The organism is Roseivirga thermotolerans, from assembly GCF_014653175.1.
In the GTDB taxonomy this organism is placed as follows: Bacteria; Bacteroidota; Bacteroidia; order Cytophagales; family Cyclobacteriaceae; genus Roseivirga; species Roseivirga thermotolerans.
This window is the reverse complement of the sequence record NZ_BNAG01000001.1, coordinates 867,191-893,519: the sequence shown is the minus strand read 5'-3', so window position 1 is coordinate 893,519 and position 26,329 is coordinate 867,191. Positions and strand designations below refer to the sequence as shown.

Below are 26,329 nucleotides of genomic sequence, written 5' to 3'. Positions count from 1 at the left end.
AGAATCAAAAAAAATAGCCTATTTTTTTCCACATTTTGACTCAGTTATCCACAGTTTTCCACAGGCCCCATATAAGCGGCTGTTTTTCAGAAACTTACATAGCTTCCGTTCATTCTAATTCTTGTTGATAACTTTCATGAATTTTTTGAATTATGCAGCGAAGAGCCCTTAAAAACACTCTGTAAACGAACAGGTTAGTACGCATCACTGAACCTACTCCTTGTGTTGTCTGCGCAGCTTGGTACGATACGCATTAAAGATTCTGGACTTGGAGACTATTCCCACATACTGGCCGTGGTCTATCACAGGAAGGTTCCAGGCTCCTGTCTTCTCAAACTTTGCCATTACCTCTTCCATTTTCTCATCGGACTGTACGGTTTCGGGCGGCCTGTGCATAAGGGACTGTGCAATTACACTTTTTTGAGATTGCGGATCGAACATAATTTCGCGCACATCATCGAGCGTAATAATGCCCTTGAGCTCATTCTTTTCGTTGACCACAGGAAAAATATTTCTTCTGGACTTCTTAATTAAACCAACCAGTTCTTCCAGAGTTTGCTCCGGATGAATAGTGAGCAAATCCTTCTCGATCATTTTTTCAATGCTAATCAGGCTTAACACCTGCTTGTCTTTATCATACGGTATAAAGTCGCCCGACTTGACCAGCTTGGAGGTATAGAATGAGTATTTTTCGAAATAGCTATTGGTACTATAGGCCACGGCCGAAACCAACATTAATGGCAAAAATAAGGTATAGCCACTGGTAATTTCGGCTATAAGAAATATAGCTGTAAGAGGAGCATGCAGTACCCCGCTCATTACTCCACACATGCCTACCAGTGTAAAATTTGAAATGGATATACTGTGCCCGGTATTGAGCAAGTTGTTTACCTGAGAAAAGATAAAACCTGTAATACCGCCAATAAATAAAGAAGGCGCAAAGATTCCACCATTTCCTCCCGCACCAATGGTTAACCCGGTGGCCACAGGTTTAAGCAACAGAATGGCCAAGCCAAATATGACAATGAACCAGGGATCAGAAAATTGAGAAAAAAGAGCGCTCGAAGCCACAATCTCCTGAGCACGCCCCTGCAATATGAGCTTTATAGAATCATAGCCTTCGCCATAAAGAGGTGCCAGCACAAAAATAATAACCGTGAGTGCCAGACCTCCGAGCAATGCCCTCGGAAACACCTGCTTAACCCTCGAAATTGCCTTTTCGGTCCACAATGTGGTACGGGTAAAGTACACAGACACCAAACCGCAAATAGCCCCTAACAATAGAAAGAAAACAAAGTCTGAAGCCAGAAAAGGGTCTGTAAGTTCAAATGAAAAAAGCACATCATCGCCTAAAAGCAACATGGAAACCATAGAGCCAAGTACCGAAGCAATAAGCAGGGGAATAAAGGTACCGATGGTGATGTCTGTAAGAATAACCTCTATGCTGAATATCACCCCGGCCACAGGAGAGTTAAATATGCCGGAAATGGCAGCTGCAGCTCCACAGCCAATCATTAGCGTACGCTGTTTGTAGTTGAGGTGCATCAGGCGGGCAATGTTAGAGCCAATGGCCGAGCCCGTAACCACAATAGGCGCCTCCAAACCCACCGAACCACCACAGCCCACTGTAATACCCGAAGTAATCATTCGGCTAAACATCTTGTTCCGGTGAATAATGCTCGATTTTTTGGAGATGTAGAATAGAATAGTGGTAATACCATGACCCAACTGCTCTTTGAGTAAATACTTGGCCAGAAGGGCGGTAATAACAATACCCAATACAGGAAAGAACAAGTAGGAATAATCTATATTGGTATGCTTTATCAGCTCTTGAATAAAGTGAACTGCGCTTTTTAACGAAACGGCCGCCACGCCACCAACTATACCCACCAATCCGCCAACAATGATCACAAAGTTTCTTGTGCTCAAGTGGCGAATACGCCAAATCAAAAATTTAGCTAGTAGTTGCTTAAAGCTCATTTCAACTGTTTGGCTTTTTCCCAATACTCATCCATTTCGGCCAAAGTCATCTCACCGATATCTTTACCATCTTTTTTAGACTCCTCCTCCAAAAACCGGAATCGCTTGATGAATTTAATATTGGTTCTTTCCAGGGCCTCCTCGGGGTCTATGTCTATAAACCTGGCGTAATTAACCAGAGAAAAAAGCAAGTCGCCAAACTCCAATGTTGCCCGCTCCTTATCAATCTCGCCCTCCTCAGCATTGAATTCTTCTTTGAACTCCTGCATTTCTTCCTCTACCTTTTCCCAAACCTGCTCCTTTTTTTCCCAATCGAACCCTACGCCTCGTGCCTTATCCTGAATTCTCACGGCCTTAACCAATGCTGGCAACGATTGAGGAACCCCGCCCAGTACCGATTGATTACCCTTTTCTTTAAGTTTTATTTTCTCCCAGTTCGCTTTTACTGCCTCCTCATCATTGGCCTCCACATCACCATAAATATGCGGATGTCTGTTCACCAGCTTATCGCAAATCGCATTCAATGCGTCTGCCACATCGAAAGCCCCTTGTTCATCGGCAATTCGAGAGTAAAAAACCATGTGTAACATCAGATCACCTATTTCTTTCTTTACCTCATCCAGATTCTGGTTCAGGATTGCATCAGAGAGCTCATAGGTTTCTTCTATAGTAAGGTGCCTGATGGATTCGAGGGTCTGTTTTTTATCCCACGGACAATTAAGCCTAAGTTCGTCCATTATAGTAAGCAGCCGGTCAAAAGCCGCCAGCTTTTCTTTTCTGCGTAAATCTTTAGGAGGTTCAATCATTGGTCCGGAAAATGGAGTCGAAACTTATGTCGCAAAGGTAGTGTTATGCAGCCAGTAATGTTAAATTTGCATCAAATTAGTCGATAATGACAACATTAATTCTCACGCTGGTATTAGTCGCACTGTTTTTTGTTGGAATGTCCGTTAGATTGCTTCTGCTCAAAAACGGAGAGTTTAAAGGCACCTGTGCATCGCAAAGTCCCTTCCTGAACAAAGAAGGAGTAAAATGCGGCTTTTGTGGTAAAGATGTAAAAGCCGGAGAAGCCTGTGGCAATCCTGACAATGAAGTAGACAAAGTACTGGCCAAATTCAAATAAATACCCCACTGTACATCTCTTGGCAAAAGGCCCTATTGTTAGGTGCTTTTTACTAATTTTGACGCTGCTTAAAACGATAGGACTTTGACACTCATAAAATCTATTTCTGGAATACGAGGAACCATCGGAGGTAAAGTAGGTGAGGGCCTCACTCCGGTTGACGCTGTAAAATTTGCTGCCGCTTTTGGATCTTGGGTTGTAGAAAAAACCGGAAAAAGAAAAATCGTTATTGGTAGAGATGCACGCCCTTCCGGCCAAATGATTTCCGATCTGGTATCGGCTACACTCGTTGGCCTGGGTATTGATGTGGTAGACCTCGGACTGTCTACTACTCCGACCGTTGAAATAGCTGTGCCTATTGAAGAAGCAGGCGGTGGAATTATACTCACGGCCAGCCACAACCCGGTGCAATGGAATGCCCTCAAACTACTCAACGACAAGGGAGAGTTTATCAGTGGCGAAGACGGAAAAGAAGTACTGGAGCTTGCAGAAAAGGATAATTTCCGATTTGCCGAAGTAAAAAAGCTGGGTAAGGTAACCACCAACGACAGCTACATACAAAAACACATAGAGATGGTTTTAGCTCTACCCCTGGTAGACGTGGAAGCCATACGAAAGGCCAACTTTAAAATAGTGGTAGATGCCGTAAACTCTACAGGAGGTATTTCTGTATTGCCTCTGCTTAAAGCACTTGGGGTAGAACATGTTGAAGCACTTTACTGCGAACCCAATGGGCATTTTCCACACAACCCGGAGCCCTTACCTGAGCACCTGGGTCAAATAAGCTCAGTGCTGGAAAGCGGTAAGTACGATTTGGGCATAGTGGTAGATCCTGATGTAGATCGTCTGGCCTTTGTCGATGAAACAGGTACCGTATTCGGAGAAGAATACACCCTGGTTGCCGTGGCCGATTATGTATTGAGCCAAACTAAAGGAAATACCGTGTCTAACTTATCTTCGACACGAGCACTACGCGATGTTACCGAAAAACACGGAGGTCAATATGAGCCATCGGCCGTGGGAGAGGTAAATGTGGTGCAAAAAATGAAAGAAATTAATGCTGTAATTGGAGGTGAAGGCAACGGAGGCATTATCTATCCGGAACTACACTACGGGCGCGATGCCCTAGTGGGTATAGCCCTATTTCTTACCCACCTGGCCAAGTTTGGAAAACGAATTTCCATATTGAGAGCCAAATACCCCAATTACCACATTTCTAAAAATAAAATCGACCTCTCTCCTGAAATCGATGTAGACAAAGTGTTGGTGAGAATTCGTGAGCAGTATAAAAAGCAACCCATCAACACCATTGATGGAGTAAAAATAGAGTTCGATAAAGAATGGGTTCATTTGAGAAAGTCGAACACTGAGCCCATTATAAGGATATATGCAGAATCAGAATCGGCTGCAACTGCAGAGCATCTGGCACAAAAAATTATGTCAGACATACGCGAAATTGTAGCCAACTAATTTTTTGAGCCATGAAAGTATACTTCGACAATGCCGCTACAACCCCATTAGACCCGGACGTTTTTGAAGAAATGAAGCCCCTCATGCTCGACATGTACGGCAACCCTTCTTCTACCCACGCTCATGGGCGAGAGGTTCGAACAAAAATAGAATACGCCCGCAGAAAAGTGGCCGAATTACTCAATACGGTTCCGGCCGAGATCTTCTTTACCTCAGGAGGCACCGAAGCAGACAACACAGCTATTCGTTGTACGGTCGAAGCATACGATATTAAACATATCATTACCACATCGATAGAACACCATGCCGTTGGCCATACGGTAGAGCGATTAGTAGCGCAGGGAAAAGTAAAAGCCAGCTATGTGGAGCTCGATGGTCAAGGCCATGTAAACATGGATCATCTTGAGCAGTTGTTAAAAAGCAATCCCAATTCTTTAGTTAGCATAATGCACGCCAACAACGAAATTGGCACCATCAATGATATTGAGCAGATTGGAGACCTGGCCAAAGAATATGGAGCCACCTTTCATTCAGACACCGTGCAAACCATGGGGCATTATGTGCACGACCTAAAAAAACTGAATTGCCAGTTTATAGTAGGAGCTGCACACAAATTCCATGGCCCAAAAGGCGTTGGTTTCTTGCGCGTGTGCAAGAGCAGAACTATCGGTAGGTTTATTGAAGGTGGCGGACAGGAAAGAAACCACAGAGGCGGTACGGAAAACGTATATGGTATTGTGGGCCTGGCCAAAGCACTGGAAATTGCTTATGCTGAGATGGAATCCCATCAAAAACATGTTCAATCGTTGAAAACCCGAATGATTGAGAAACTACGCGAAAACATACCGGGGGTAGAATTCAATGGAGACATTAGCCCGGAAGGTAGCTTGTATACCGTTCTCAATGTGAGCTTTCCTCCGCATGAAAACAACGGTATGCTACTCTTTAGTCTCGATATCAACGGTATTTCGGCTTCTGGTGGAAGCGCCTGTTCCAGCGGAGCCAACAAGGGCTCACATGTACTCAATGGCATTAAGGCCGACCCAAACAGGCAAGGCATACGCTTTTCATTTAGCAAGTACAACACAATAGAAGAGGTAGACTATACCGTTAATAAGCTGGTAGAAATTCTTGTTCCGGAAGCCGTGTCATGAAAACCAAACTAGCCGTTGTTCTAGCCCTGCTGGGCTGTTTCATTTGCGCCTGCTCTAACAGCGAAATTGACATTGTTGAGCTGCAGGGAACTATCGTAGATGTGAGAGACATACCGGCTATGGCCGAATGCGAGTGGGTTTTGGATGTAAACGGACGCCTTTATAAGCCCACATACCTTCCCAGCAATTATCGCGAAGACGGACTGGAAGTAATCGTGAAAGCAGAACTTTATAATCGGCAAGCCTCCTGTGCCTTTCTTAATAACAGTATAGAAACACTGCGAATAGAGCAGCTCTATCGGATAGACTAAGCCTTTTTTACCAGATCTTCAAGGCACTCCACCCAAAGAGGCGAATCGTTTAAGCTCGGCACAAGATCCCATACCTGGCCTCCGGCCTCCAAAAACTCTTCTTTAAACTCCTCTCCAACCTCCAGGGTTGTTTCCAGACAATCGGCAATAAATGCCGGAGAAAAAGCCAGCACCCTCTTTTTACCCATAGAGGGCAACGTTTTCAAAAACTCATCAGTGTAAGGCTGAATCCACGGGTCTTTGCCCAACCTAGACTGGAAGGTGGTTGTATACTCATCTTCCTTGAGCCCAAGCGCTTTGGCCAGTAGGCGAGAGGTATAAAAACACTGTGCTCTATAGCAATACCTATTCCGGTCGTGGAAGGCATTGCAGCAAGTGCCTAACTGGCACTGGTTGCCGACAGAACCCTTTTTGATATGGCGTTCCGGCACCCCATGATAACTAAACACCACATGGTCGTAGTCATTCCTAGCCATCATAGATCTTCCATTGGCTGCAAAAGCCTCAATGAACTTAGGGTGATCCATGAATTGATTAATATGCGCAATAGACGGAATAATTTGCCATTGGTTTACAATGGAATTCACCTTTTGAGAAACAGATCCCGTAGTGGCCGAAGCATATTGAGGAAACAGGGGCACCACAACAATGCGGCTCACATTTGCAGCCCTCAGTTCCTCTAAAGCACTCTCAATGCCGGGGCTCTGATAACGCATGCCCAGAGCCACCTTATAGCCAGCCCCCAGTTTTTCCTGAAGCATATCACGCACGTCCAGGCCATAAAACTTAAGCGGGCTGCCCCTGTCTTCCCAAAGCTTGGCATACTCCTTTGCACTTTTGGGAGCCCTAAAAGGGGCAATGATACCGTTCACAAGCATGGCTCGCAGCAGGTACGGAATATCAATAACGCGACCATCCATTAGAAACTCGCGCAAATACTTTCTCACATGGGGGGTAGAAGGGCTGTCTGGTGTACCCAGGTTTACTAACAAGACTCCCGTAATGTTCTTTGCCATAGCATTTATCTCTTTTGGAGAAACAGGCCGTAAAGATATTTGTTTTAATGCTGGGTAGAAAAGAAAGAAGCTGCCAGTTCAGACAGCTCCAGATATATCACACTCTATATAATTAGGCTTAATCAGTAATCTCCTCCTATAACTGAGTTTTGACCTTCCCAGAGTGCTTCTAATAAGGTAGTTGCATTGAAAACAATGAAGATGGACAATACCCTTACTCCCACATGGTTCGGATTAGAGCAAGAAACTTTTCCTTATGCTATTCTATTAAATTGAAGAAGCAAATCAATCGCAAACATGAAAACCATCAAACTCAAATTTCCCAACAAAGAAGGAGAACAATTGGCCGCCAGGCTGGAAATGCCGGTAGATAAGCGCGTATATGCCTATGCCCTGTTTGCGCATTGCTTTACCTGCTCAAAGAACCTGATGGCTGTAACCCACATCAGCCGTGCTTTAACCGCCAGAGGAATTGCCGTTTTGCGATTTGATTTTACAGGCTTAGGCGAGAGTGAAGGAGACTTTGAAGACACTAACTTTTCCAGCAATGTCAGCGATCTGATAGCTGCAGCCAATTATCTGGAAGAACACTACCAGCAAGCACAAATCATTATTGGTCACTCCCTGGGTGGAGCGGCTGTGCTCATGGCTGCCGCACAGCTCAAATATATAAAAGCGATAGCCACCATTGGTGCCCCAGCCGACCCAACGCACGTCACCCACCTGTTTCAAAACTCCATTGAGCAGATTGAATCGACCGGCAAAGCAGAGGTTTCATTAGGCGGAAGGCCCTTTACCATAAAAAAACAGTTTGTAAATGATTTGGCCGAATACGAAAAATCGGAAGTGATTAAAGAACTCAGAAGGCCTCTGCTCATTATGCACTCTCCTCAAGATGATGTGGTTGATATTAAAAATGCCGAAAAAATTTATGTTTCTGCCATGCACCCTAAAAGCTACGTTTCGCTCGATGGGGCCGATCATTTGCTCACCAACAAGGGAGATGCGGCCTACGTGGGGCAAGTAATAGCCGCATGGGCATCGCGCTATGTAGATTTTGAAAAGCAAACAGACCTAAAGACCAATGAACAGGTAGTGGTAAGAAACGAAGCCGACCGGGGGCTGCAAACAGAAATAATGGCCAGCGGACACTTCCTGTTGACCGATGAGCCCGAAGAAGTAGGAGGAACAAACCTCGGGGCTACACCCTATGACCTACTCGTTGCCGCACTCGGGGCCTGCACCGCCATGACCATCAGGCTCTATGCCAACCACAAAAAATGGCCTCTGGAAGAGGTAAAAGTACATCTCACTCGTGAAAAACGCCATGCAAATGATGCTCGTGATTTGAGTGAAAAAAGTAAAATAGAGTTTATTGACCGCTATCTGGAGCTCTCCGGCAACCTGACCGATGAGCAGCGCAAACGCATAACAGAAATAGCCGACAAATGCCCCGTTCATAAAACTTTGACCAATGGTTTGCAGGTAAATACTACCTTAAAGGACTAACCAAATCAGAGTTATGAAAAGATTTATTGGCTTTCTCAGCTTATTACTCTTTTTAACGCAGTCTTCGCTAGTAGCCCAAAACCTCTACATTACTGGAGGTTACTACTTTCACACGCCTTCAGGGCAAATGAAGGCCAACAAAGGCATGGTCATAAGAAGTGGAAAATTAGTTGCCATTGGAGAACCACTTGAGAACACCCGTGAGTACGAGACTCTTGAGCTAAGTGATAACCAATACATTTTGCCGGGCATATTTGACCTACACGCCCACTACCGGGTAACTTTCGATGGCGTGCGGAGAGATGAAGTAGTGGCCAACCCCGTTATCTTTCTGGCCAATGGAGTCACCTCTACCTTTCCGGGAGGAGAAATTCAGCCGGAAGTAATGTTAGAAGCCCGAAGAGCTATTGACAGGGGAGAAAAAATAGGCCCTCGAATTCATAGCTCAGGCCCCTACTTCGGAACGGCCTTTCCCGCTTGGGACAGACGCACTACGGTAGAAGACGTCTATGCCACCGTAGACCATTGGGCTGAACAGGGAGTTGCAGGCTTTAAGGCCAAGGGCATAAGCCCGGTACTATTACAGGCGCTTATAGAACGAGCCCACTTGCACGGCCTTACCGTTACAGGACACCTGGGTTCCGGCTATCGAAACACCGTTAACCCAAAAGAAGCCATACGCATGGGCATTGACAGGATAGAGCATTTTTTAGGAGGCGATGCCATACCTGATTCCGTATCGGCCTATGCCACCCTTCAGAATCTGGATTTAAACAACCCGCAAACGGCCTCACAAATCGATGCACAGATTGACTGGTTCATTGCCAACAACGTATATTTCGATGCCACGCTGACGGCCTATGGATACTATGGGCACCGCAAAGCTTTCTATGATTATTGGCACAACGAAAGACAGTATCTCACTCCCTATGCTTTTGAAATTACCAAAGACACCCGGCAAGAGCTGGCCATGTTCCAAAAGATATTTGATGTAAAGAAAAAGACTGTGAAACGGTATTACGATAAAGGCGGCAAAATAACCCTCGGAACTGACCACCCCTCTGTGGGGGAGTTTATTCCCGGATTTAGCGCCCATCGTGAAATGGAAGCCTTAAACGCCATTGGCATTCCCAATGCCGATGTACTGCGTATTGCCACAATCAATGGAGCAGAAGCCCTACGGATGAGCGATAAGCTGGGTAGTATAACCGTGGGTAAACTAGCCGATTTATTTGTGGTAACGGGCAACCCCTTAAATGACATAACCCACACACGAAACGTTCAGTGGGTGGTTAAAGGAGGTATTAAATACAACAGTAAGGAACTACTGAATAGTGTAAAAGGTACCATGGGACCCAAAAATGAAAACGATTGGAAATAGCAAAGAGGCTGTCTCAAAAGCTTAGTATCATTCCCCCACACAAATGGGAGATCTCTTAAAATGAGGTATAAATCCAGGTTAAGTCTCCCGATCAAACAGAGGATGACGAATTAGTTGGCTTTTGAGGCAGCCTCTCTTTTCTAACAACTACTGAAATTTCTGAGGTTTTTTAGGCCCGCGCTGACCTTTTCAGAAACACCCTTCTCACAAGCAGCCGCTAGCGGCCACCATCCTTTCGCACGCTCTTTCTCAATTCCATTCTTCGTTTGAGCATGTGCCTCTTAAACCTCATAGGCTGTCGTGGGCCATCGAAATGGCGTCCCCTGTCCTCTCTCTGCATGCGCTGTATTGCTTCGCCTCGTCTGCCTTTCAACTCTTCCAGTTTTGCCAACTGTTCCGGTGTAAGCAAAGCCTTCATTCGTTCACGTTGCTCCTGTCTTTCCACAAAAGCATCGCGCCTCAATTCTTCACGCATTGTTCTGAATTGTTCCATACGCTGCTTGCGAGCCTCTTGGGCAGCTTTCAATTCCTTATCCAGTTCAGCCTTTTGCTCCGCATTGAGCCCTAGCCTTACCGCCAATTGCTCCGTTTTCAAGAGCGTTTTTTCACTGGTTTGAGCAAACATTTGCTGGCTTACCACGACCATAATGGCAAACACCATAAATTGAATAGATTTTGTCATAATGTTGTTGTTTGCCTTTTGGATGGGCAAAACTGCAGAAGGTTTAATTACTGTACCCTAAAGGGCACCGTAACCTTGGTGTCGTCCCAAGCCATGGTGAGGCGAGGCTGACCATTTTCTTCTGTAAAGTCTATGGTAAAAACCTCTACGGGTTGGGGAAGCCGCTCTACCTGCCCAGGTACACGTAGTACGTCAAACTCGGGGAAATACTCGGTTCCCCAATCAGGAATTTTGCTATTGAATATCACTTCCCATTCGTTGGGTTTCGGAATGGTTACCAGTGAATACTTGCCTGCCGGCAGTTGGGCACCATTATCAAACTCAATGTCTCGGCTCAGCTCTATATGAGTTGGTTCATTGGCCCCTGTGCGCCACCAACGACCATAAGGTACTAAATCGCCAAAAATGGTTCTGCCTTTTCTCGAAGGACGATTGTAAAACACCTTCACAGAAATATCGGAGGTTATATACTCTGCGCTAGCCTCGGGGCTAAACTGTTTGGTGTAGTAAAGCATGTATTGGTTTATGCCCACATAGGCCAAAACCACAAACAGCACGGCACCCACAATGTATACAATCCGTCTCTTCATGTCCTGTAAATATATCCAATTCGAAAAAGTCGCCACCAGAAACGGGCCAAATAATGGTCAAATATGGGTTTATTCATGTTTTTCATTTTTGAATTCCCATTGGTTTTGTTGAAAGTGATTTCCATATCTTTGCGGCATGGCACAGAATGACGATAATCTGCTCAAGAAAATAACAAGTCACGCAAAGGAATATGGCTTTATATTCCCCTCCAGCGAGATATACGATGGTTTGGCTGCGGCCTATGACTATGGCCAGAATGGTGTTGAGCTAAAGAACAACATAAAGGAGTATTGGTGGAAAGCCATGGTGCAAATGAATGAAAACATTGTCGGTATTGATGCCGCCATTTTCATGCACCCAACTACCTGGAAAGCGTCTGGCCACGTAGATGCCTTCAACGATCCATTGATTGACAACAAAGATTCCAAGAAGCGGTATCGTGCCGATGTGCTGATTGAAGAGGTAGTGGCTAAGTACGAGGCTAAAATTGCCAAGGAGGTTGAAAAAGCTAAAAAGCGATTTGGCGATGCCTTTGATGAAGCACAGTTCCTGGCCACCAACCCAAATGTACTGAGAAGCCAGACCAAGATTGATGAGATTGAGCAGCGTCTAGGTGCCAGTATGGAAAAAGGCGATCTGGCCGATATAAAAGCTTTAATCGAAGAGCTTGAAATTGCCTGCCCTGTTTCCGGTTCTAAGAACTGGACGGATGTGCGTCAGTTCAACCTGATGTTCTCTACCGAACTGGGTTCTGTAGCAGAAGGTGCCAATAAAATTTACCTGAGACCGGAAACGGCCCAGGGTATCTTTGTAAACTACTTAAATGTGCAAAAAACCGGCAGAATGAAGATCCCTTTCGGTATTGCACAAATTGGTAAAGCCTTTAGAAATGAAATTATAGCCCGTCAGTTCATTTTCAGAATGAGAGAATTTGAACAGATGGAAATGCAATTCTTTGTGAAGCCGGGTGAGGAAATGACCTGGTACGAAAACTGGAAAGCCAAGCGAATTGCATGGCACAAAGCATTGGGTCTGGGTGAAGAAAACTACCGATTCCACGACCATATTAACCTGGCGCACTACGCCAATGCGGCCACCGATGTGCAGTTCAACTTCCCAATGGGCTTTAAAGAGCTGGAAGGAATTCACTCAAGAACCGATTTCGACTTAAAAGCACACGAAGAGCACTCTGGTAAGAAGCTACAATTCTTCGATCCGGAAGAGAATAAATCTTATGTGCCTTATGTAATCGAGACATCGATTGGTTTGGATCGTATGTTCCTGGCCATTATGTCTGCGTCTTATACTGAAGAGACTTTGGAAGATGGTAGTGAAAGAACTGTATTGAAAATACCTGCGGCTTTGGCTCCTTATAAAGTGGCAGTACTTCCTTTGGTGAAGAAAGATGGGCTTCCTGAAAAAGCCAGAGAAATCCTATCAGACCTGCGGTTCGACTTTAACTGTCAGTACGATGAGAAAGATGCTATCGGCAAGCGCTACAGAAGGCAAGATGCCATCGGTACTCCTTTCTGCGTAACCGTTGATTACGATACGCTGGAAGATAACACGGTAACTATCCGAGATAGAGATGACCTGTCTCAAATCAGGGTTTCTATCGATGAGCTGAAAAGCAAGTTGAAAGAAAGCTGTGCGTTGGAGGAATTGTTGAGGAAACTGTAACATTTATGTCATTCCCGCGCAGGCGGGAATCTCCTCTTCAATTATTCATTTTCAATGAGTATTTAGATTTGAACGCTTGGATTTCCTCATAAGAAAGATTTTCTCCTAAGTATGTTCTACCATCCATGTACTCCTTGATTGGAACTCCATTCTCATAAATCTTTTCTAATACCTTAAGAAGTTGTTGCTGTGAGGCTGGCCCCCATTGCATGAAATGATATTCGTGAAGATTGTCCTTCTCTCGAAAGGAAAGGTAATTTTCTGTTCCACATCTCAAATAATAGAAGCTCCATGCACTGTATTATTTCTTTTTGTAAAAGAATTCGAAATGTATAGTCAACTCATAGAGTTGATCTAATTTGAATTTTTGATTTTTAAGAGCTATAAAACCTGGAGTTATGGTTAATGATCCAATTATTCTTCCTGCGATTGGCTTTTGCTTATAATCAGCCCACCTAGCGAAAGAAATAAAACCTGCTCCAACCAACCCCACTCAAAGGAATTTGGGATACCCCATTTCGAACAGTAAATAGTTAAGGGCACAAATAAGTGCTCCTATTAAATCCAATAGGTGCTTAGTGAGGGGCTTTTATGTGATGGTGGTAATATATGTCCGCTTCAAAAATTGGAGAATTGGTCTTTTCCATATCTAGTCTTAGAGCAACCCTTTAAATGTGTTATTTATTAATTTCAAGGCTTAAATAATACCTCGTAGCCTTTCTTTCTCCAGTCCTTTTTAAAGCCCCCATTTCTACCAGAGACTGTAAATCCCGGGTAGCTGTAGAAGCAGTGGTTTGAGCTATTCTTATATAGTTGGCGGCACTTAGGCCTCCTTTAAAGCCTTCCAGCCCTTCTCTAAAAACACGGTCTATCACTTTGGCCTGGCGCTCATTCAAATGCTTGTCGAACTTTTGGTAGAACTTGGTTTTCTCTATCAGAAAGTCAATCAACTTTTGCGTGTATTCCTGGGCCTGAAGCACAGTTTGGGCATAGTATTCCAGCCATGGGTTAATGTCCAGGTCGAAACTGTTTTTGTTCAAGGCCTCGTAATAGTCCTTCTTATTTTGCTGAATCACTTTTGAGAAGGCCAGCAAAGCCGGTTTTCCCATTTGCTGAGAAATGGCCTTGATAGAAAGTGCCCTGCCAATCCTTCCATTACCATCCTCAAAAGGGTGTATATTTTCAAAGTAAAGGTGGGTTATGCCTGAAAAGACTAAGGGATATAGACTGGCCTCCTCAGATGTAGACATACGATTGAACCAACCAACAAACTCTTCCATTTCTTTCGGTACTCTTTCTGAAGGAGGAGCTTCAAAATGAACCTTTGGCTTATTGATAGAGCCTGAAACTACCTGCATAGAATCTTCATGGGTTCTGTAAGCACCAATGTCAATCAAGTCTCTACGGCCTAGAGTCAGCATTTTGTGCCATTCAAACATCATCTCATGTGTAAGAGGCTTCTCATAGGTTTTATAAAGACTCACCATCATATCCGCTATGCCTTCTTCAGCCGGAGGCACACGCTTCATGTCTGTTTTAAGCCCTAAGTGCTTCCTGATCGATGATTTAAGCGAATCACTGTTAAGTATTTCCCCTTCTATTTCTGAAGTATAAAGTGCCTCATCAATGAGTAGTTCAAGTTTCAGAGATTCATCTTCCTGGCTATCTAGGTGCTTTAAGCTGCCATCTAAGAGCCCTGAATTTCGTAAATACTTCTTTTCCAAAGAAGCGAATCTAGTCAGGTCATATTCAAAATGAGGCCAGCCTTTTTTCTTCCAGTTCCAGGGCATGAGCTATAAGTTTTATTTTTATAGCTCAAATATAGTATATTTTATGAGCTATAAATGATCCATTTATAGCTCATTATCTCTACACGCTGTACTCAATATCCGATACAATTTTCACCCCCCTTCCCTCTGCCAGTATATAAAAGGAGGCTAATAACCTCCTCTTACCATTTCCAATGCTCCGTTTTCTTTAACAAAGAGCAAAATCAATTCTCCATTTACTTCGGCCATACCTGTAGATCCCGAAGCATAGGCTCCTAATATAGATGACTGCTCCGACCAGCCGGCCTGAGCCAGTGTTCCATAACCGGAATTAGTTGTGGCCGATTGCGCAGGGTCGTACGAAATGGGGTGTTCCGGAGTCATTAATCCATGAATCGAAAACGATTCGGTAAGCAACAAATCGTTGCCAACTCCGCGATGCACAAGGTGCATCACTCCATCGAGCGTAGCACAAGCCAGCTCGCCTGAGCCCAAATAGGGTTGAGAAACAGGCTCTTTCTCCTTTGGTGTTCCTGCATAGGCTGCAGCAGAAAAATGGGCGACCGGATAGACATTGGGCGACCACTTGTCTTTAGAGGTGTTGCTCTGCGGGCCGTTGTAGGCAGATTTCTGCAAAGTCACCACGTTGAAGTCGGCCGTATTATAGGAGCATATCATCATTTGACCTGAAGCGGTGTCCTGCATAATCAAATAGATAGATGGCCCCAAAACTCCCAGCTGAATTTCTCCAGCACTGCTAAAACCCACTGCAACGGAAGGTTGCCATTGGCCAGAGTTATCGGTCACCATAGAATGTACATTGCCTGAAGCGTCTGAATAAGCCAACATCAGCTGGCCTGCTTCATTAAATGCTGCCATGCTTACTTTACTCACGCCTTGTTCCATAAGCAGAGGCTTCGTGCCCCAACCTTTGGATTCTGAGTAATTGAGGGTCATCAGTTTTCCCTCGTCAACATAAGCCAAGGTCAACTGATCGCTTGTTGAGGCCATGGCTAATGGCCCTGAAGCTGAAACACCCACGGTTCTGCTCTCACTCCAATGGTCACCATCGAAAGTGGCATAATGCAAAGCCCCTCCTTCTTCAGCATAAACCATATAAAGAACGTCTTTGTAGTTCGCAGAGGTCATTTGACCTGAAACCTCAAAAGGAGTCGGTTCCGGAGCTTCCCAAATAAACGTTTCGCCCCACAAAAACTTAAACCAGTTGGCCTCTTTATCATTCTTACCCAAAGATCCCAAGCCAAAATTGTGCTCAATGGTTTTGATTAAACTGTAGTGGTTGTAGCCTTCCAAAGCTACTCCTCCTGCCTGTACCATATCTCCAAGAAGGACGGTATAAATCTGGTTGGGACCATCATAGAAATACTTTTTGTCTTTGGGCAGATCGTATGCCGCTTCAAAATCCGCCTCATCAAAAGTGACCACCACTAAGGTATTGGGAGGAAAGTGTGAGTCTGGTCCCGGGAAATTTAAAGAGCCGAAAAATCCCTCTAGCCAAACGGCTGCCTGATCGACTAAAGTAGGGGCGCGCTCCTTGGGCTGCTTGTCTTTATCGGCCGGAATATCGATCGGATTTGTTCCGTCCAGATAGTGCCCATCGTTCCACATATTAGGAGTAAACCAGCTGTAGGCCGGAAGAGTACCATTGAGCAAATCGGAGTAAAGCGCTGCTTCGTTCTGGATTTTCTTCCACCTGGACTCATTCTCAATAATGTTTTTGAAAGAAGAGAATGGGTTATGTTTAATCATATACGGATACTCGTCTTTAGGCTGCATGCCTTCAGACCACGGTTGGTTTTGAGGTATGTAGCTATCCATATATGCCTTCCAGTCGAGTCTATAGGGCGATTCTTCTATCAGGTCTACGATGGTGCGCTGCTCAAGTGGGCTCGGAGGTGGATCATCGTCTGTCATATTACATAGCTCGGCAGCAATCGAAGCAATGTAGTTGGTTTGCGAGGGATGCATTACCCCAAAGTAGTTAGCCATGTCTATGCCTTGCCTGGCGAGACCCCGGAAATATTCGTTTTCCATTACATAGCTCCGGTATTGGTTCTCGAACATGATAATGAATACATGGTCAAAAACCCGATTTGTGTTTGTGTTCATTGTAGTACGCTTAATTTAGTTGGTGCGTATGAAGATAAGAAATTAGAAGGAGTAGGAAAATGCTATGCTACTGACTATAAACATATGGCTCACGAAACTATCCATTCATAAGCTATAAACAATCCATTTATGGCTCATTGTCTTGTTAAAAACCACCCCTAAAACAAGCCCATTTGCCCCCTTTTCGTTTTCACGAATAAATCTGTCCTTAGAGGGGGCCTGTGGTGTGAATTTCCAAAGTACTTGGTCTTGCTTATAGCAAACAGCTTATGAATCGATTCAACCATTATACCCTCTCCCTGCATTCGCTTTCCAAAACGGCTGTCGTTGAGTTGCCCGCCATGGGCTCCCTTTATTTGGTTAAGTATTTTAGTGGCTCTATCGGGAAAAGCCTTTTTCACCCAATGCTCGAAAACCTGACCAATTTGACCGTTTAGCCTGACCATGGTAAAGCCTGCACTCCTTGCTCCGGCCTTTGAGGCGGCCTCCATAATATTGGGAATTTCATGGTCGTTCAGCCCGGGAATAATTGGGCCAATCATAATGTTGCAGTTTACTCCCAAACGGCTCAGCGTCTCTATTGCCCTGAGCTTCTGCTGTGTAGTAGCTGTTCGGGGTTCAAGTTTTCGCCTTACTTTTTCATCCAGCGTTGTTACAGAAAAGATAATAGTAGCCAAATCGTCCTTCGCCAGATCACTGAGAAGGTCGGCATCTCTGGTTGCTAACACATTTTTGGTAATAATGCCCACCGGATGTTTATATTTTAAAAAGACCTCCAGAAGTTTTCGGGTAATGCCGAGCTTGCGCTCTATTGGCTGATAGCAGTCTGTGTTGCCTGAAAGTACAATGGTGGCCGGCTCATAGCTGGGTTTCTGAAAATAGCTTTCGAGCAGGGAAGGGGCATTCTGCTTATAAAGGACTACGCGTTCGAAGTCAAGCCCGGCATTATAGCCCCAGTACTCATGGGAGTTTCTCGCATAACAATAAATGCAGCCGTGCTCGCAGCCCTGATAGGGATTTAGCGAAAACTCCATGCCCACATCGGGACTTACCACTTTGTTGACTATCGTTTTGGGGAATATGGGAACATATTGGGTAGGAGGAGCCCCCTCATCGTATTCATCTATTCCTTCCAGATGCTCCTGTACGTACTCGTGCAGCAAAAACCTATTCTTCACCTGAATCTGTGCTCCTCTTCCTTTTATCATAGTATTGATTTTAGTATTGCTAAATATAATAGCAATTAACTAAATATTATCGGAGGGGTACTAAAAATGCGCTTCCAATAACTGGTGAAATCAGGTTTTTTGATCAGAGGAAAAAATAATTTGAAGCGAAGGACTAACTTGTTCTTTTGTCAGAATCAAACTCATTCTATTCATGAAAAAATATTTGCCCTACTGGCTTGTACTGGTAGTCCTTACCTGCTCCTTCTCATGGTATGAGGCACAAGCCCAAAGAAGAAATCAAAAAACGGAAAGTGCAGCGGTTCAAAAAGACCCTTCCGATGGCTTTTCATTAAACACCCTTCGTTTCAGAAGCGTGGGTCCGGCCCTTACATCGGGTCGAATAGCTGACCTGGCGGTGAACCCTGATAACCCTGCCGAGTTTTACGTAGCCGCTGCTGCCGGAGGGGTATGGAAAACCACGAATGCCGGTACTACATTCGATCCCATTTTTGATAATTATGGCAGCTACTCTATAGGAGCCCTGGCCATGGACCCCAACAACCACAATGTGATTTGGGTAGGAACCGGAGAAAACAACAACCAGCGCTCGGTTTCTTATGGTGACGGCATTTATAAATCCATTGATGGAGGAGCCTCATTTAAACACATGGGCCTAAAAAAGTCTGAGCATATTGGCATGATTGCTATAGACCCCAGAAACTCGGATGTAGTATATGTGGCTGCTTATGGCCCCTTGTGGAGTGCAGGAGGCGACAGAGGTCTTTACAAAACAACCGATGGTGGCGAAACCTGGGAAAAGGTACTCGAAATATCGGAGCATACAGGGGTAAACGAGGTACACCTTGACCCCAGAAACCCCGATGTAATTTATGCCACCGCGCATCAGCGCAGGAGAAGACAATGGACCTACCTGGGTGGAGGCCCTGAGTCGGGCATATACAAATCTACCGATGCCGGCAAAACTTGGGACAAGATAAACCGCGGACTTCCGGGAGTGGACAAGGGACGTATAGGTATGGCCATTTCTCCCGCCAACCCTGAAGTACTTTATGCCATTGTAGAAGCACAGAACGGGCAAGGCGGCTTCTACAGAAGCACGAATCGTGGAGCCTCCTGGCAAAAAATGAGCAACCATTCTACCAGCGGAAACTACTATCAGGAGATTGTAGCCGATCCGGTAGATGTAGACCGTGTGTACTCTCTCAACACATTCACCATGGTGACGGTTGATGGAGGAAAAACTTTCACCCAACTGGGAGAAAAGAGTAAGCACTGGGATAACCACGCCATGTGGATTAACCCTAAAAACAACAAGCACATTCTTCAGGGCTGCGATGGCGGTGTGTATGAAAGCTTTGATCAGGGAGAAAACTGGAAGTTTTTTACCAACCTGCCGGTAACGCAGTTCTATAAAGTTTCGGTAGACAATGCAGAACCCTTTTACAACATAATGGGCGGAACCCAAGACAACTACAGCCTACATGGCCCCTCGCAAACGGTGAGCCGACACGGAATTATTAGTTCCGATTGGATTGTGACTCAAGGAGGCGATGGTTTTGAGTCGGTACCCGACCCTGTTGAACCCAATATTGTGTATGCTCAATCGCAAAATGGAGGCCTCATTCGTTTCGATAGAAAAAGTGGAGAAAGTGTAACCATTGTTCCCCGTCCGGAAAAAGGAGAAAAAGAATATAACTTCAACTGGGACTCTCCCCTTATGGTGAGTCCACACGACCATAAAACCATATACTTTGCCGGAAACAAACTTTTCAAAAGTACCGATCGCGGGAACTCCTGGGAGGTGATTAGCGGAGAGTTAGATCAGGATATAGACCGGAACCTGTTGCCTGTAATGGGTAAAATATGGCCTATGGATGCAGTAGCCAAAAATGGATCTACTTCCAGATACGGTGCCGCAGTGTCGCTCGATGAGTCCAGACTTCAGCAAGGGCTAATTTATGTGGGTTCTGACGATGGGCAGATTAGCGTAACGGAAGATGGAGGCAAGAACTGGTTTAAGATAAACCGCTTTCCCGGAGTACCTGAAAACACTTATGTATATGACCTTATTGCCTCAAAACACGATGTAAACACTGTGTATGCGGCATTTAATAATCACAAAAGTGGAGACTTTACTCCATATGTCTATGTGAGTAATGACAAAGGCAGAACCTGGCGAAGCATAAGCAGTAACCTGCCCGAAGGAGCGGTGTATGCTCTGGAACAAGACCATGTAAATGCCAACATTCTTTTTGCGGGCACTGAATATGGCGTACATGTAAGCCTGAATGGAGGTCAAAGCTGGAAAGCCCTAAAGGCCGGGCTACCTACAATTAACGTGAGAGACATGGCTATTCAGGAAAGAGAAAACGATCTGGTACTGGGCACCTTTGGCCGAGGGTTTTATGTGCTTGACGACTACAGCATTTTAAGAGAATTCTCTGAGGAGATTGCCAAAAAACAAGCTCATATATTTTCTATTTCCGAAGCCAAAATGTTCAACGAATGGACTCCACTAGGCTCTTTGGGATCGAGAGAGCACGGTTTTCAGGGCGAAATGCACTATTCTGCCCCCAACCCTCAAACGGGAGCTATTATTAACTATTATCTCAAAGAAGGCACTACCACTCTGAGGGCCGAAAGAAACAGGCGGGAGTCTGAAGCCTTTAAAAAAGGAGAGGCCATTCCGTATCCTAGTTTGGAGGAATACAAAGCCGAGCAAAATGAAGCCCCCTCTTACCTGATATTCACCATTAAAGACCGGGCCGGAGAAGTAGTGAGTGAGCTGAGAAGTCCGTTGCGCAAAGGACTAAACCAAATAGTTTGGGATCTTACATACATGAACTTTTATAGCGTAAATGCCCGTCAGGCCAACCCTTCATCGAGCCTCAGCTCTACGGGCGTGTTTGTAGTGCCGGGTACTTACACGGTAAGCATGAGTCAGGTGCTGAAAGGCGAGCTTTCGGAGCTGGTTAGTAACGTACCTTTCCGCGTGTCGGAGCTCAATAACCGCACCCTGCCTGCCGCAAATTGGTCGGCCATGGCAGAGTTTAAGAAGAAAGCAGCCCGCCTGGTAGCAGCCATGAACGCCACTAGGTCGGTCCTTTCTGAAATGGGCGGTGAGTTGGATGTCTTCAGAGCATCGGCTAAAGCCATGCCTATTCAGGAATCATTACAATTGCTCAAAGAAATTGATGAATTAGAAAAAGAACTGGAAGCCATAAACATAGCAATGAATGGAGACCCCAACCTGGGGAGACTCGATATGGATGGTGACTATGATATGCGCCAGCGCGCCCAAAGTGCCGCCTACGACATCTATGGCTCGCTCTCAGATGTTACGGGCACATCCATTAAAAACTATGAAATTGCGGCCGATGAGTTTACTCCGATTTTGACCTCGGTGCGAGCTCTTCAAAGCCGAATGGAGGCAATGCACCGAAAGCTTGGCAGCAGAAACAGCCCATGGCTGGCAGGGGCTTTGCCTAACTGGAGCAAGTAAAAGCTCTTTAGGCTTTGCAAAGCGGCTCAATAGAGAAGTCTGCCGAATAGTGGCTAACCGAAGCCACTATTTACCACAACAGACCTAATCTCTAAAGAGCCGCTTTGTTTTTTGGGATTGTGCCAGGAATATCCCAGTTTTATCCGCAACGTATTGAATTACACCCTGATAGACACCTGTTTCGATTAAAAGCGTGTCAAATACATTTTTTTATATTTAAGTGTCTTGAAAAGAGGTGTATATTTAATTCTCATTCAAGCCTCAACTTTTTAATAGAATCTCTCAAATCTTTTAAATTTGCCACTAGCGGCAAGGCTGGATCATTGAAATATGTCGTCATCATATTGGTTTCCCTCTTAACCGAGCACGCTCGTGCGCAGGACCTGATTTCTGTGGCGAACACCTTCCTCAACGACAAGAACTATGTGGAGGCCAAAGCCGCGATAGATGAGGCCTTTCAAGCTGCGGAGGCTAAACAAAACCCAAGGGCATGGTACACTAAGGCAAGGGTGTATCATGAAATCTTGAAATCGAACGACCCGGCCATTCAGGAGATTAAAGCCGATCAAAAACAGCTGGTTACCATCATAGCCGAAGCCTACAAGAAAACTAAAGAACTCACGGACCCTTCCAACAATCTTCACATTTTGGCGAACAATCAGATTGAACTACTGTGGGCTGACTTTATAAATAACGGCATCACCGATTTCCAAAGCAGCAAGTTCAGTAGGGCCTCCGAGTTGTTCGAGAAAGCTCAAATACTAAAGCCTGCCGATTCTACCGGCTATTTATATGCGGCCCTGAGTGCTCAAAATGCAGGTCAATACCAAAAGGCTATAGATAATTACCTGGCACTTAGAGATTTTATGCGCCTTTCTAAAAATGCTTACAACGGCCTCATTGTATGCCAGCAGGCTTTGGGTGTGCCCGATACACAGCAACTGGACATTGTGGAAGAAGCCCTTTTTGAGTATCCCAATCACTTGCCCTATATCTTTCAGGAAATCAGCATTCTCATTCGTCTCAAGCGATTTGAAGCAGCCGAGTCGGTGCTTAAAACCTCCATACAGCGTAACCCCAACAACGCCATGCTGGTGCTTAGACAGGCCGACCTGTACGATCGGATATTTAAAGAAGCCTACCTGAATGGCGAGCCTGAGCGATCGGAGCGCTACTTTGAAATGGCTTCCAGAAGTTACGAGCGTTATCTGACAAGCTTTCCGAACGACTTTACAGCCAACTACAATTATTCGGTAATGATTAACGAACAGGCCAATAGGGTTTATGTGCGCGTAAACCTTATGAGCAAGGAAGAATACGAAATACGCGGCAAAGAAACCGAGCAGATTGGCCATGATTGGACCCGAAGAGCACTGCCATATATGGAGAAGGCCCGGGAGGTTAACCCGAAAGATGAGAAAGTAATGAGGGCACTCAAGGTATATTATGAGCGCCTTGGCATGACGGAGAAACTGGCAAAGTTGAATGAAGGAAATTAAAGTAGTTGTTGCTTCTAAAAACCCGGTAAAGATTAACTGTACGGCTGCCGCCTTTAAAAAGGTATTTCCCGAGAGTCGTATACTAGTGGAGGGTATTTCGGTTCCATCAGGAGTGGCCGACCAGCCCATGACCGACAAAGAAACCTTGCAGGGAGCCCAAAACCGGGCCGAAAATGCCAGTAGGCTTGTTCCTGAGGCTCACTACTGGGTGGGTATAGAAGGTGGTATTGATGAGGTACACCAGAGCATGGAGGCTTTTGCCTGGGTATACATTGTTTCTTCCACCCGAAGGGGAAAAGCACGAACAGCAAGTTTCGATCTTCCTCCACAAATTCAGCAGCTCATTCATAAGGGCATAGAGCTCGGAGTGGCAGACGATATGGTTTTTAAGCGTTCCAACTCTAAGCAGAAAAATGGTGCGGTAGGTATTCTCACTAAAGACCTGATCAACCGGGCCGAATACTACGAACCGGCCGTAGTCTTAGCCCTCATTCCTTTCGTAAATCAGGATTTATACTAGCCCTCAGCCCGATAGTCTGACTTAATAGGTGGCTTTTTTTAAAGGCCTAAACCTGTGGGCAATGGCATATAAAACAACTGCCGACCCTTGGCAGAGTCGGCAGTCTATAATGAGTTTTACTTGCAGTAGTTTACAAGCTATCTGCTTCTGTTAAGGTTATCAAATACCTTAGGCTTTCTAGGCATTTTCTGATCCATATTGGCGGTTTGCATTACCATTGTAGCAATGATCACCGCATTTTTTCTCAAGTCGGCTGCCTGTAGTCTTTCGTACAAATCCATATTGGTGTGGTGGGTTCTTGTACCGTAGTCTATAGGATCTTGAATAAACTGGAAGCCCGGCAAACCAATACCATCGAAAGCCTGGTGATCGGTTCCTCCGGTATTTCTAATGGTTACAGTACTGGCACCCATGTCTTCAAAGACCTTGAACCACTCGGTGAAAATGGTACGAATGGCTTCGTTGCCCTGAAGGTAAATACCTCTGATGGCTCCTGTTCCATTGTCCATATTGTAGTAGGCCGAAAACTGCTCGTGCTTTTTGTTAGGCATACCATTGTTCATAAATTCTTTCTGAACATAGTTTCTTGAACCGTAAAGACCCTGCTCTTCACCGCTCCAAAGAGCAATTCGCACAGTTCTCTTTAACGGCACGCCCGACTCTTTAAGTATTCTTATGGCCTCCATCATGGTGGCCGAACCAGCCGCGTTGTCTGTGGCTCCTGTGCCCGCAAACCAAGAATCGAGGTGGGCACCAAGCATTACTACTTCGTCTTTAAGCTTAGGGTCTGAACCCGGAATTTCTGCAATTACATTGTAGCCCTGCAGGTCTTTGGTGTGAAATTCGGTTTTTGTGTCGGCTTCTATTCTAACCGGCTCACCTTTCACCAAAAGTCTTACCATTCGGTTGTAATGTTCCGGAGCTATTTCCATTTCAGGAAGGGGGTTCTCCTCTCTGCGAGCACCATTAGAAGTAAAGAAAGTACCTTGTCCTCCTCCTCTGTGTGTATTGAGCACCATGGCCACTCCTTCGTCTTTAAACATTTGATAGGCGGCATTTCTCAAGTTGGCTGCTCTTCTGAAGTCTGATATTCTTCTTTGGCTAAAAGAACCATCCGCATTACTCACTCTTTCGGTGGTCATGTCTTGCAGCTGCTCTTCCGTCCAACGGGTGGCATCTGCCTCAAAAGTGGTTTTTGCTTCAATGTTGGTGGGCATTAAAACTACCTTTCCTTTGAGTTTGCCTTTGTATTGAGCAAGATCGGCTTCGGAACTTACGTCTACATATATCGCTTCGGCCGAAATAGGTCCGTTGGTGCCCGGTGTCCAGGCTTTTGGAATACCGATTAACGCCTGATAGTATGGTACTGTCATGGCCAGATAAGATTTTCTTACGTCCCAGCCTTCTCCAAACTCACCCCATGGCTCTATTTTCACATTAGAAAGACCCCACTCCTTCATTTGAGCGGCCGTCCAATCGTAAGCTCTTTTTAAACCTTCTGAACCCGTAAGTCTAGGTCCAATCCTATCGGTGAGGTTCCAGGCAATGTCCATCACCTGGCTGTTGTTCAGGCCTTCATCCTTTATTTTATAAAGTGCATTGTAATCGATTTGGGTGTTTTGAAACCCAAATGCGGAGTATGTGCATAGCAATAAGCACACAAAAAATACTTTTACTGTCCTCATTTTATCATTGGTTTTTGTTAAAGATAGGTATCCGTACAAATAGTAGGCTCAATTTTGGGATGTGTGGAAAATAACCGTTCTCAATTGCCTTTCTGAGTAGCGGCAAGTCTAATTTGTTCCACAAAACGGGCAAGCGCCAAAAACCAGTCGCCCGAGGCATCCCACTCTTTTCCAACATAAATGGTGTTGGTTCGAAGGTCATTCAAATAGAATTTATACACCCTTTGCTTTCCGGTCTTTGTCCGGTTTGGAAAAGGAATCCACTTGCTTACCTCTTCTTCCGTTCCTTGAACCATTTGCAGCTCATAGATAAACCCGGCTCTCCTCAATTCGGCTGAAGTGGCTGCACGATCTACCAGTGCCATGGTGTTAGTAGTGTCGGCCGCCAGAGCTTCCAGGACCTGGTTTTGCCTCATCAAGACTTGTTGCAAAGAGTCGGCTGCAAAAATATGGCTATGGTGTAATCTGTAAACTGGTTCCTTTTGGCCTCTTTGAGCATCGTAAGGCTTTAGAGCAATTTTGAACTCTGCCACCTGTGACGGAATAGACCGGGCTATCAAACCTGGCGCAACGGTGGGGTAAAACATTTCCGGATTTTCATTCACCAGCAGGTTGGTTCTCCTAAACTGGTCGGTCTTAAAATAGGAGCCCAGTTCTTGCCATACCGTTTTGGGATCGGAAGCTAATCGGGCAAAAGCAGAAGTACCGGGGTTGTAGAGGGTGTTTTGTTTGTTAAAGGGCAATATGGCTATGAAATAAGGCCCTTTAAGGTGTGGTGCTGAAAAGATAATGAGATTTTCTATACCTCTGGTTTTGATAAACTCGGGAAAAGCCTGGGGGGTGTGCATACCCACATCGTAATTATTGAGCGGTAAATAAGCCACAGCATCTACCCCCACTTCTGCAAAAAACTGTTGCATTTCATCGAGCATATTCTGCCATTCGGTCGCGTCATCATCCATCGGCACAGAAAAAAGTACAACTGATTTTGTCTGTAAAATATCTTCAGGAGGATAAAGGGCTTGATTGAGCTTAAGGTTCTCAAGAATATTTTTGATATCGGTTTGTGCATGGCCAACCAAAGCGATGGTTAGCAGAGAGGTAATGAACAGAAATTTGTAGGCAAATGAGCGCAAA

At 45.1% G+C, this 26,329-nt stretch carries 20 protein-coding genes; 10 read left to right on the top strand and 10 right to left on the bottom strand.

The window, feature by feature from the left end:
• Positions 1-213 precede the first annotated feature (213 nt).
• Positions 214-1,980 (bottom strand): chloride channel protein, encoded by a 1,767-nt coding sequence (locus IE164_RS03850; RefSeq protein WP_189628857.1) that lies wholly within the window; start codon positions 1,978-1,980, stop codon positions 214-216.
• Complete coding sequence (gene mazG / locus IE164_RS03845) at positions 1,977-2,786, bottom strand: nucleoside triphosphate pyrophosphohydrolase (RefSeq protein ID WP_189628856.1); 810 nt, start codon at positions 2,784-2,786, stop codon at positions 1,977-1,979. Before mazG ends, IE164_RS03850 begins: the two co-directional genes overlap by 4 nt.
• Before the next feature lie 86 nt (positions 2,787-2,872).
• On the opposite strand from mazG, the gene IE164_RS03840 reads away from it, so the two are divergent.
• The 4 genes from IE164_RS03840 to IE164_RS03825 all read left to right on the top strand — a co-directional run bounded on the left by IE164_RS03840 (position 2,873) and on the right by IE164_RS03825 (position 6,038).
• On the top strand, positions 2,873-3,103 hold the full coding sequence (locus tag IE164_RS03840; RefSeq protein WP_189628855.1) for a hypothetical protein: 231 nt from the start codon (positions 2,873-2,875) through the stop codon (positions 3,101-3,103).
• 84 nt (positions 3,104-3,187) lie between these two features.
• Positions 3,188-4,573 (top strand): phosphoglucosamine mutase, encoded by a 1,386-nt coding sequence (glmM, locus tag IE164_RS03835; protein WP_189628854.1) that lies wholly within the window; start codon positions 3,188-3,190, stop codon positions 4,571-4,573.
• An 11-nt stretch (positions 4,574-4,584) separates the two neighbouring features.
• Positions 4,585-5,727, top strand: coding sequence for a cysteine desulfurase family protein (locus IE164_RS03830; protein ID WP_189628853.1), 1,143 nt, complete (start codon positions 4,585-4,587; stop codon positions 5,725-5,727).
• Positions 5,724-6,038, top strand: a complete 315-nt coding sequence (locus tag IE164_RS03825) for a hypothetical protein (RefSeq protein WP_189628852.1) — start codon at positions 5,724-5,726, stop codon at positions 6,036-6,038. The genes IE164_RS03830 and IE164_RS03825 overlap by 4 nt, the downstream gene beginning before the upstream one ends.
• Here the strand turns inward: IE164_RS03825 and hemH are convergent.
• Positions 6,035-7,054, bottom strand: a complete 1,020-nt coding sequence (gene hemH, locus IE164_RS03820; protein WP_189628851.1) for a ferrochelatase — start codon at positions 7,052-7,054, stop codon at positions 6,035-6,037. The two genes, IE164_RS03825 and hemH, sit on opposite strands and share 4 nt — an antisense overlap.
• A gap of 297 nt (positions 7,055-7,351) precedes the next feature.
• Between hemH and IE164_RS03815 the strand changes: the two genes are divergently transcribed.
• Positions 7,352-8,563 carry a bifunctional alpha/beta hydrolase/OsmC family protein gene (locus tag IE164_RS03815; protein WP_189628850.1) on the top strand — a complete coding sequence of 404 codons (1,212 nt, stop codon included), beginning with the start codon at positions 7,352-7,354 and terminating at the stop codon, positions 8,561-8,563.
• A gap of 13 nt (positions 8,564-8,576) precedes the next feature.
• A complete protein-coding gene (locus tag IE164_RS03810) occupies positions 8,577-9,944 on the top strand; it encodes an amidohydrolase family protein (RefSeq protein ID WP_189628849.1) in 1,368 nt (455 codons plus the stop codon).
• A 217-nt stretch (positions 9,945-10,161) separates the two neighbouring features.
• On the opposite strand, the gene IE164_RS03805 is transcribed toward IE164_RS03810, so the two are convergent.
• Together IE164_RS03805 and IE164_RS03800 are read right to left on the bottom strand one after the other, a co-directional pair.
• Complete coding sequence (locus tag IE164_RS03805; protein WP_189628848.1) at positions 10,162-10,626, bottom strand: hypothetical protein; 465 nt, start codon at positions 10,624-10,626, stop codon at positions 10,162-10,164.
• Positions 10,627-10,673: 47 nt separating this feature from the next.
• Positions 10,674-11,216 carry a DUF2911 domain-containing protein gene (locus tag IE164_RS03800; RefSeq protein ID WP_189628847.1) on the bottom strand — a complete coding sequence of 181 codons (543 nt, stop codon included), beginning with the start codon at positions 11,214-11,216 and terminating at the stop codon, positions 10,674-10,676.
• A gap of 136 nt (positions 11,217-11,352) precedes the next feature.
• On the opposite strand from IE164_RS03800, the gene IE164_RS03795 reads away from it, so the two are divergent.
• Positions 11,353-12,897 (top strand): glycine--tRNA ligase, encoded by a 1,545-nt coding sequence (locus tag IE164_RS03795; RefSeq protein ID WP_189628846.1) that lies wholly within the window; start codon positions 11,353-11,355, stop codon positions 12,895-12,897.
• Positions 12,898-13,574: 677 nt separating this feature from the next.
• Here IE164_RS03795 and IE164_RS03790 read toward each other — a convergent pair.
• From IE164_RS03790 to IE164_RS03780, 3 genes are all read right to left on the bottom strand, one after another.
• Complete coding sequence (locus tag IE164_RS03790) at positions 13,575-14,687, bottom strand: Fic family protein (protein WP_189628845.1); 1,113 nt, start codon at positions 14,685-14,687, stop codon at positions 13,575-13,577.
• A 147-nt stretch (positions 14,688-14,834) separates the two neighbouring features.
• Entirely contained in the window at positions 14,835-16,796 is a 1,962-nt protein-coding gene (locus IE164_RS03785; protein ID WP_189628844.1) for an alkaline phosphatase family protein, read from the bottom strand.
• 158 nt (positions 16,797-16,954) lie between these two features.
• Positions 16,955-18,004: a PA0069 family radical SAM protein gene (locus IE164_RS03780; protein WP_189628843.1), complete on the bottom strand. Its 1,050-nt coding sequence runs from the start codon at positions 18,002-18,004 to the stop codon at positions 16,955-16,957.
• A gap of 172 nt (positions 18,005-18,176) precedes the next feature.
• Here IE164_RS03780 and IE164_RS03775 point away from each other — a divergent pair, with 172 nt between their 5' ends.
• The 3 genes from IE164_RS03775 (at position 18,177) to yjjX (ending at position 23,507) form a co-directional block, all read left to right on the top strand.
• A complete protein-coding gene (locus IE164_RS03775; RefSeq protein ID WP_189628842.1) occupies positions 18,177-21,488 on the top strand; it encodes a VPS10 domain-containing protein in 3,312 nt (1,103 codons plus the stop codon).
• Positions 21,489-21,811: 323 nt separating this feature from the next.
• Positions 21,812-22,987: a tetratricopeptide repeat protein gene (locus IE164_RS03770; RefSeq protein WP_189628841.1), complete on the top strand. Its 1,176-nt coding sequence runs from the start codon at positions 21,812-21,814 to the stop codon at positions 22,985-22,987.
• Complete coding sequence (gene yjjX, locus IE164_RS03765) at positions 22,974-23,507, top strand: inosine/xanthosine triphosphatase (RefSeq protein WP_189628840.1); 534 nt, start codon at positions 22,974-22,976, stop codon at positions 23,505-23,507. The genes IE164_RS03770 and yjjX overlap by 14 nt, the downstream gene beginning before the upstream one ends.
• A 137-nt stretch (positions 23,508-23,644) precedes the next feature.
• Here yjjX and IE164_RS03760 read toward each other — a convergent pair whose 3' ends face one another.
• Together IE164_RS03760 and IE164_RS03755 are read right to left on the bottom strand one after the other, a co-directional pair.
• Positions 23,645-25,192: a M20/M25/M40 family metallo-hydrolase gene (locus IE164_RS03760; RefSeq protein ID WP_189628839.1), complete on the bottom strand. Its 1,548-nt coding sequence runs from the start codon at positions 25,190-25,192 to the stop codon at positions 23,645-23,647.
• An 80-nt stretch (positions 25,193-25,272) separates the two neighbouring features.
• A complete protein-coding gene (locus tag IE164_RS03755) occupies positions 25,273-26,328 on the bottom strand; it encodes a hypothetical protein (protein WP_189628838.1) in 1,056 nt (351 codons plus the stop codon).
• Position 26,329 lies beyond the last annotated feature (1 nt).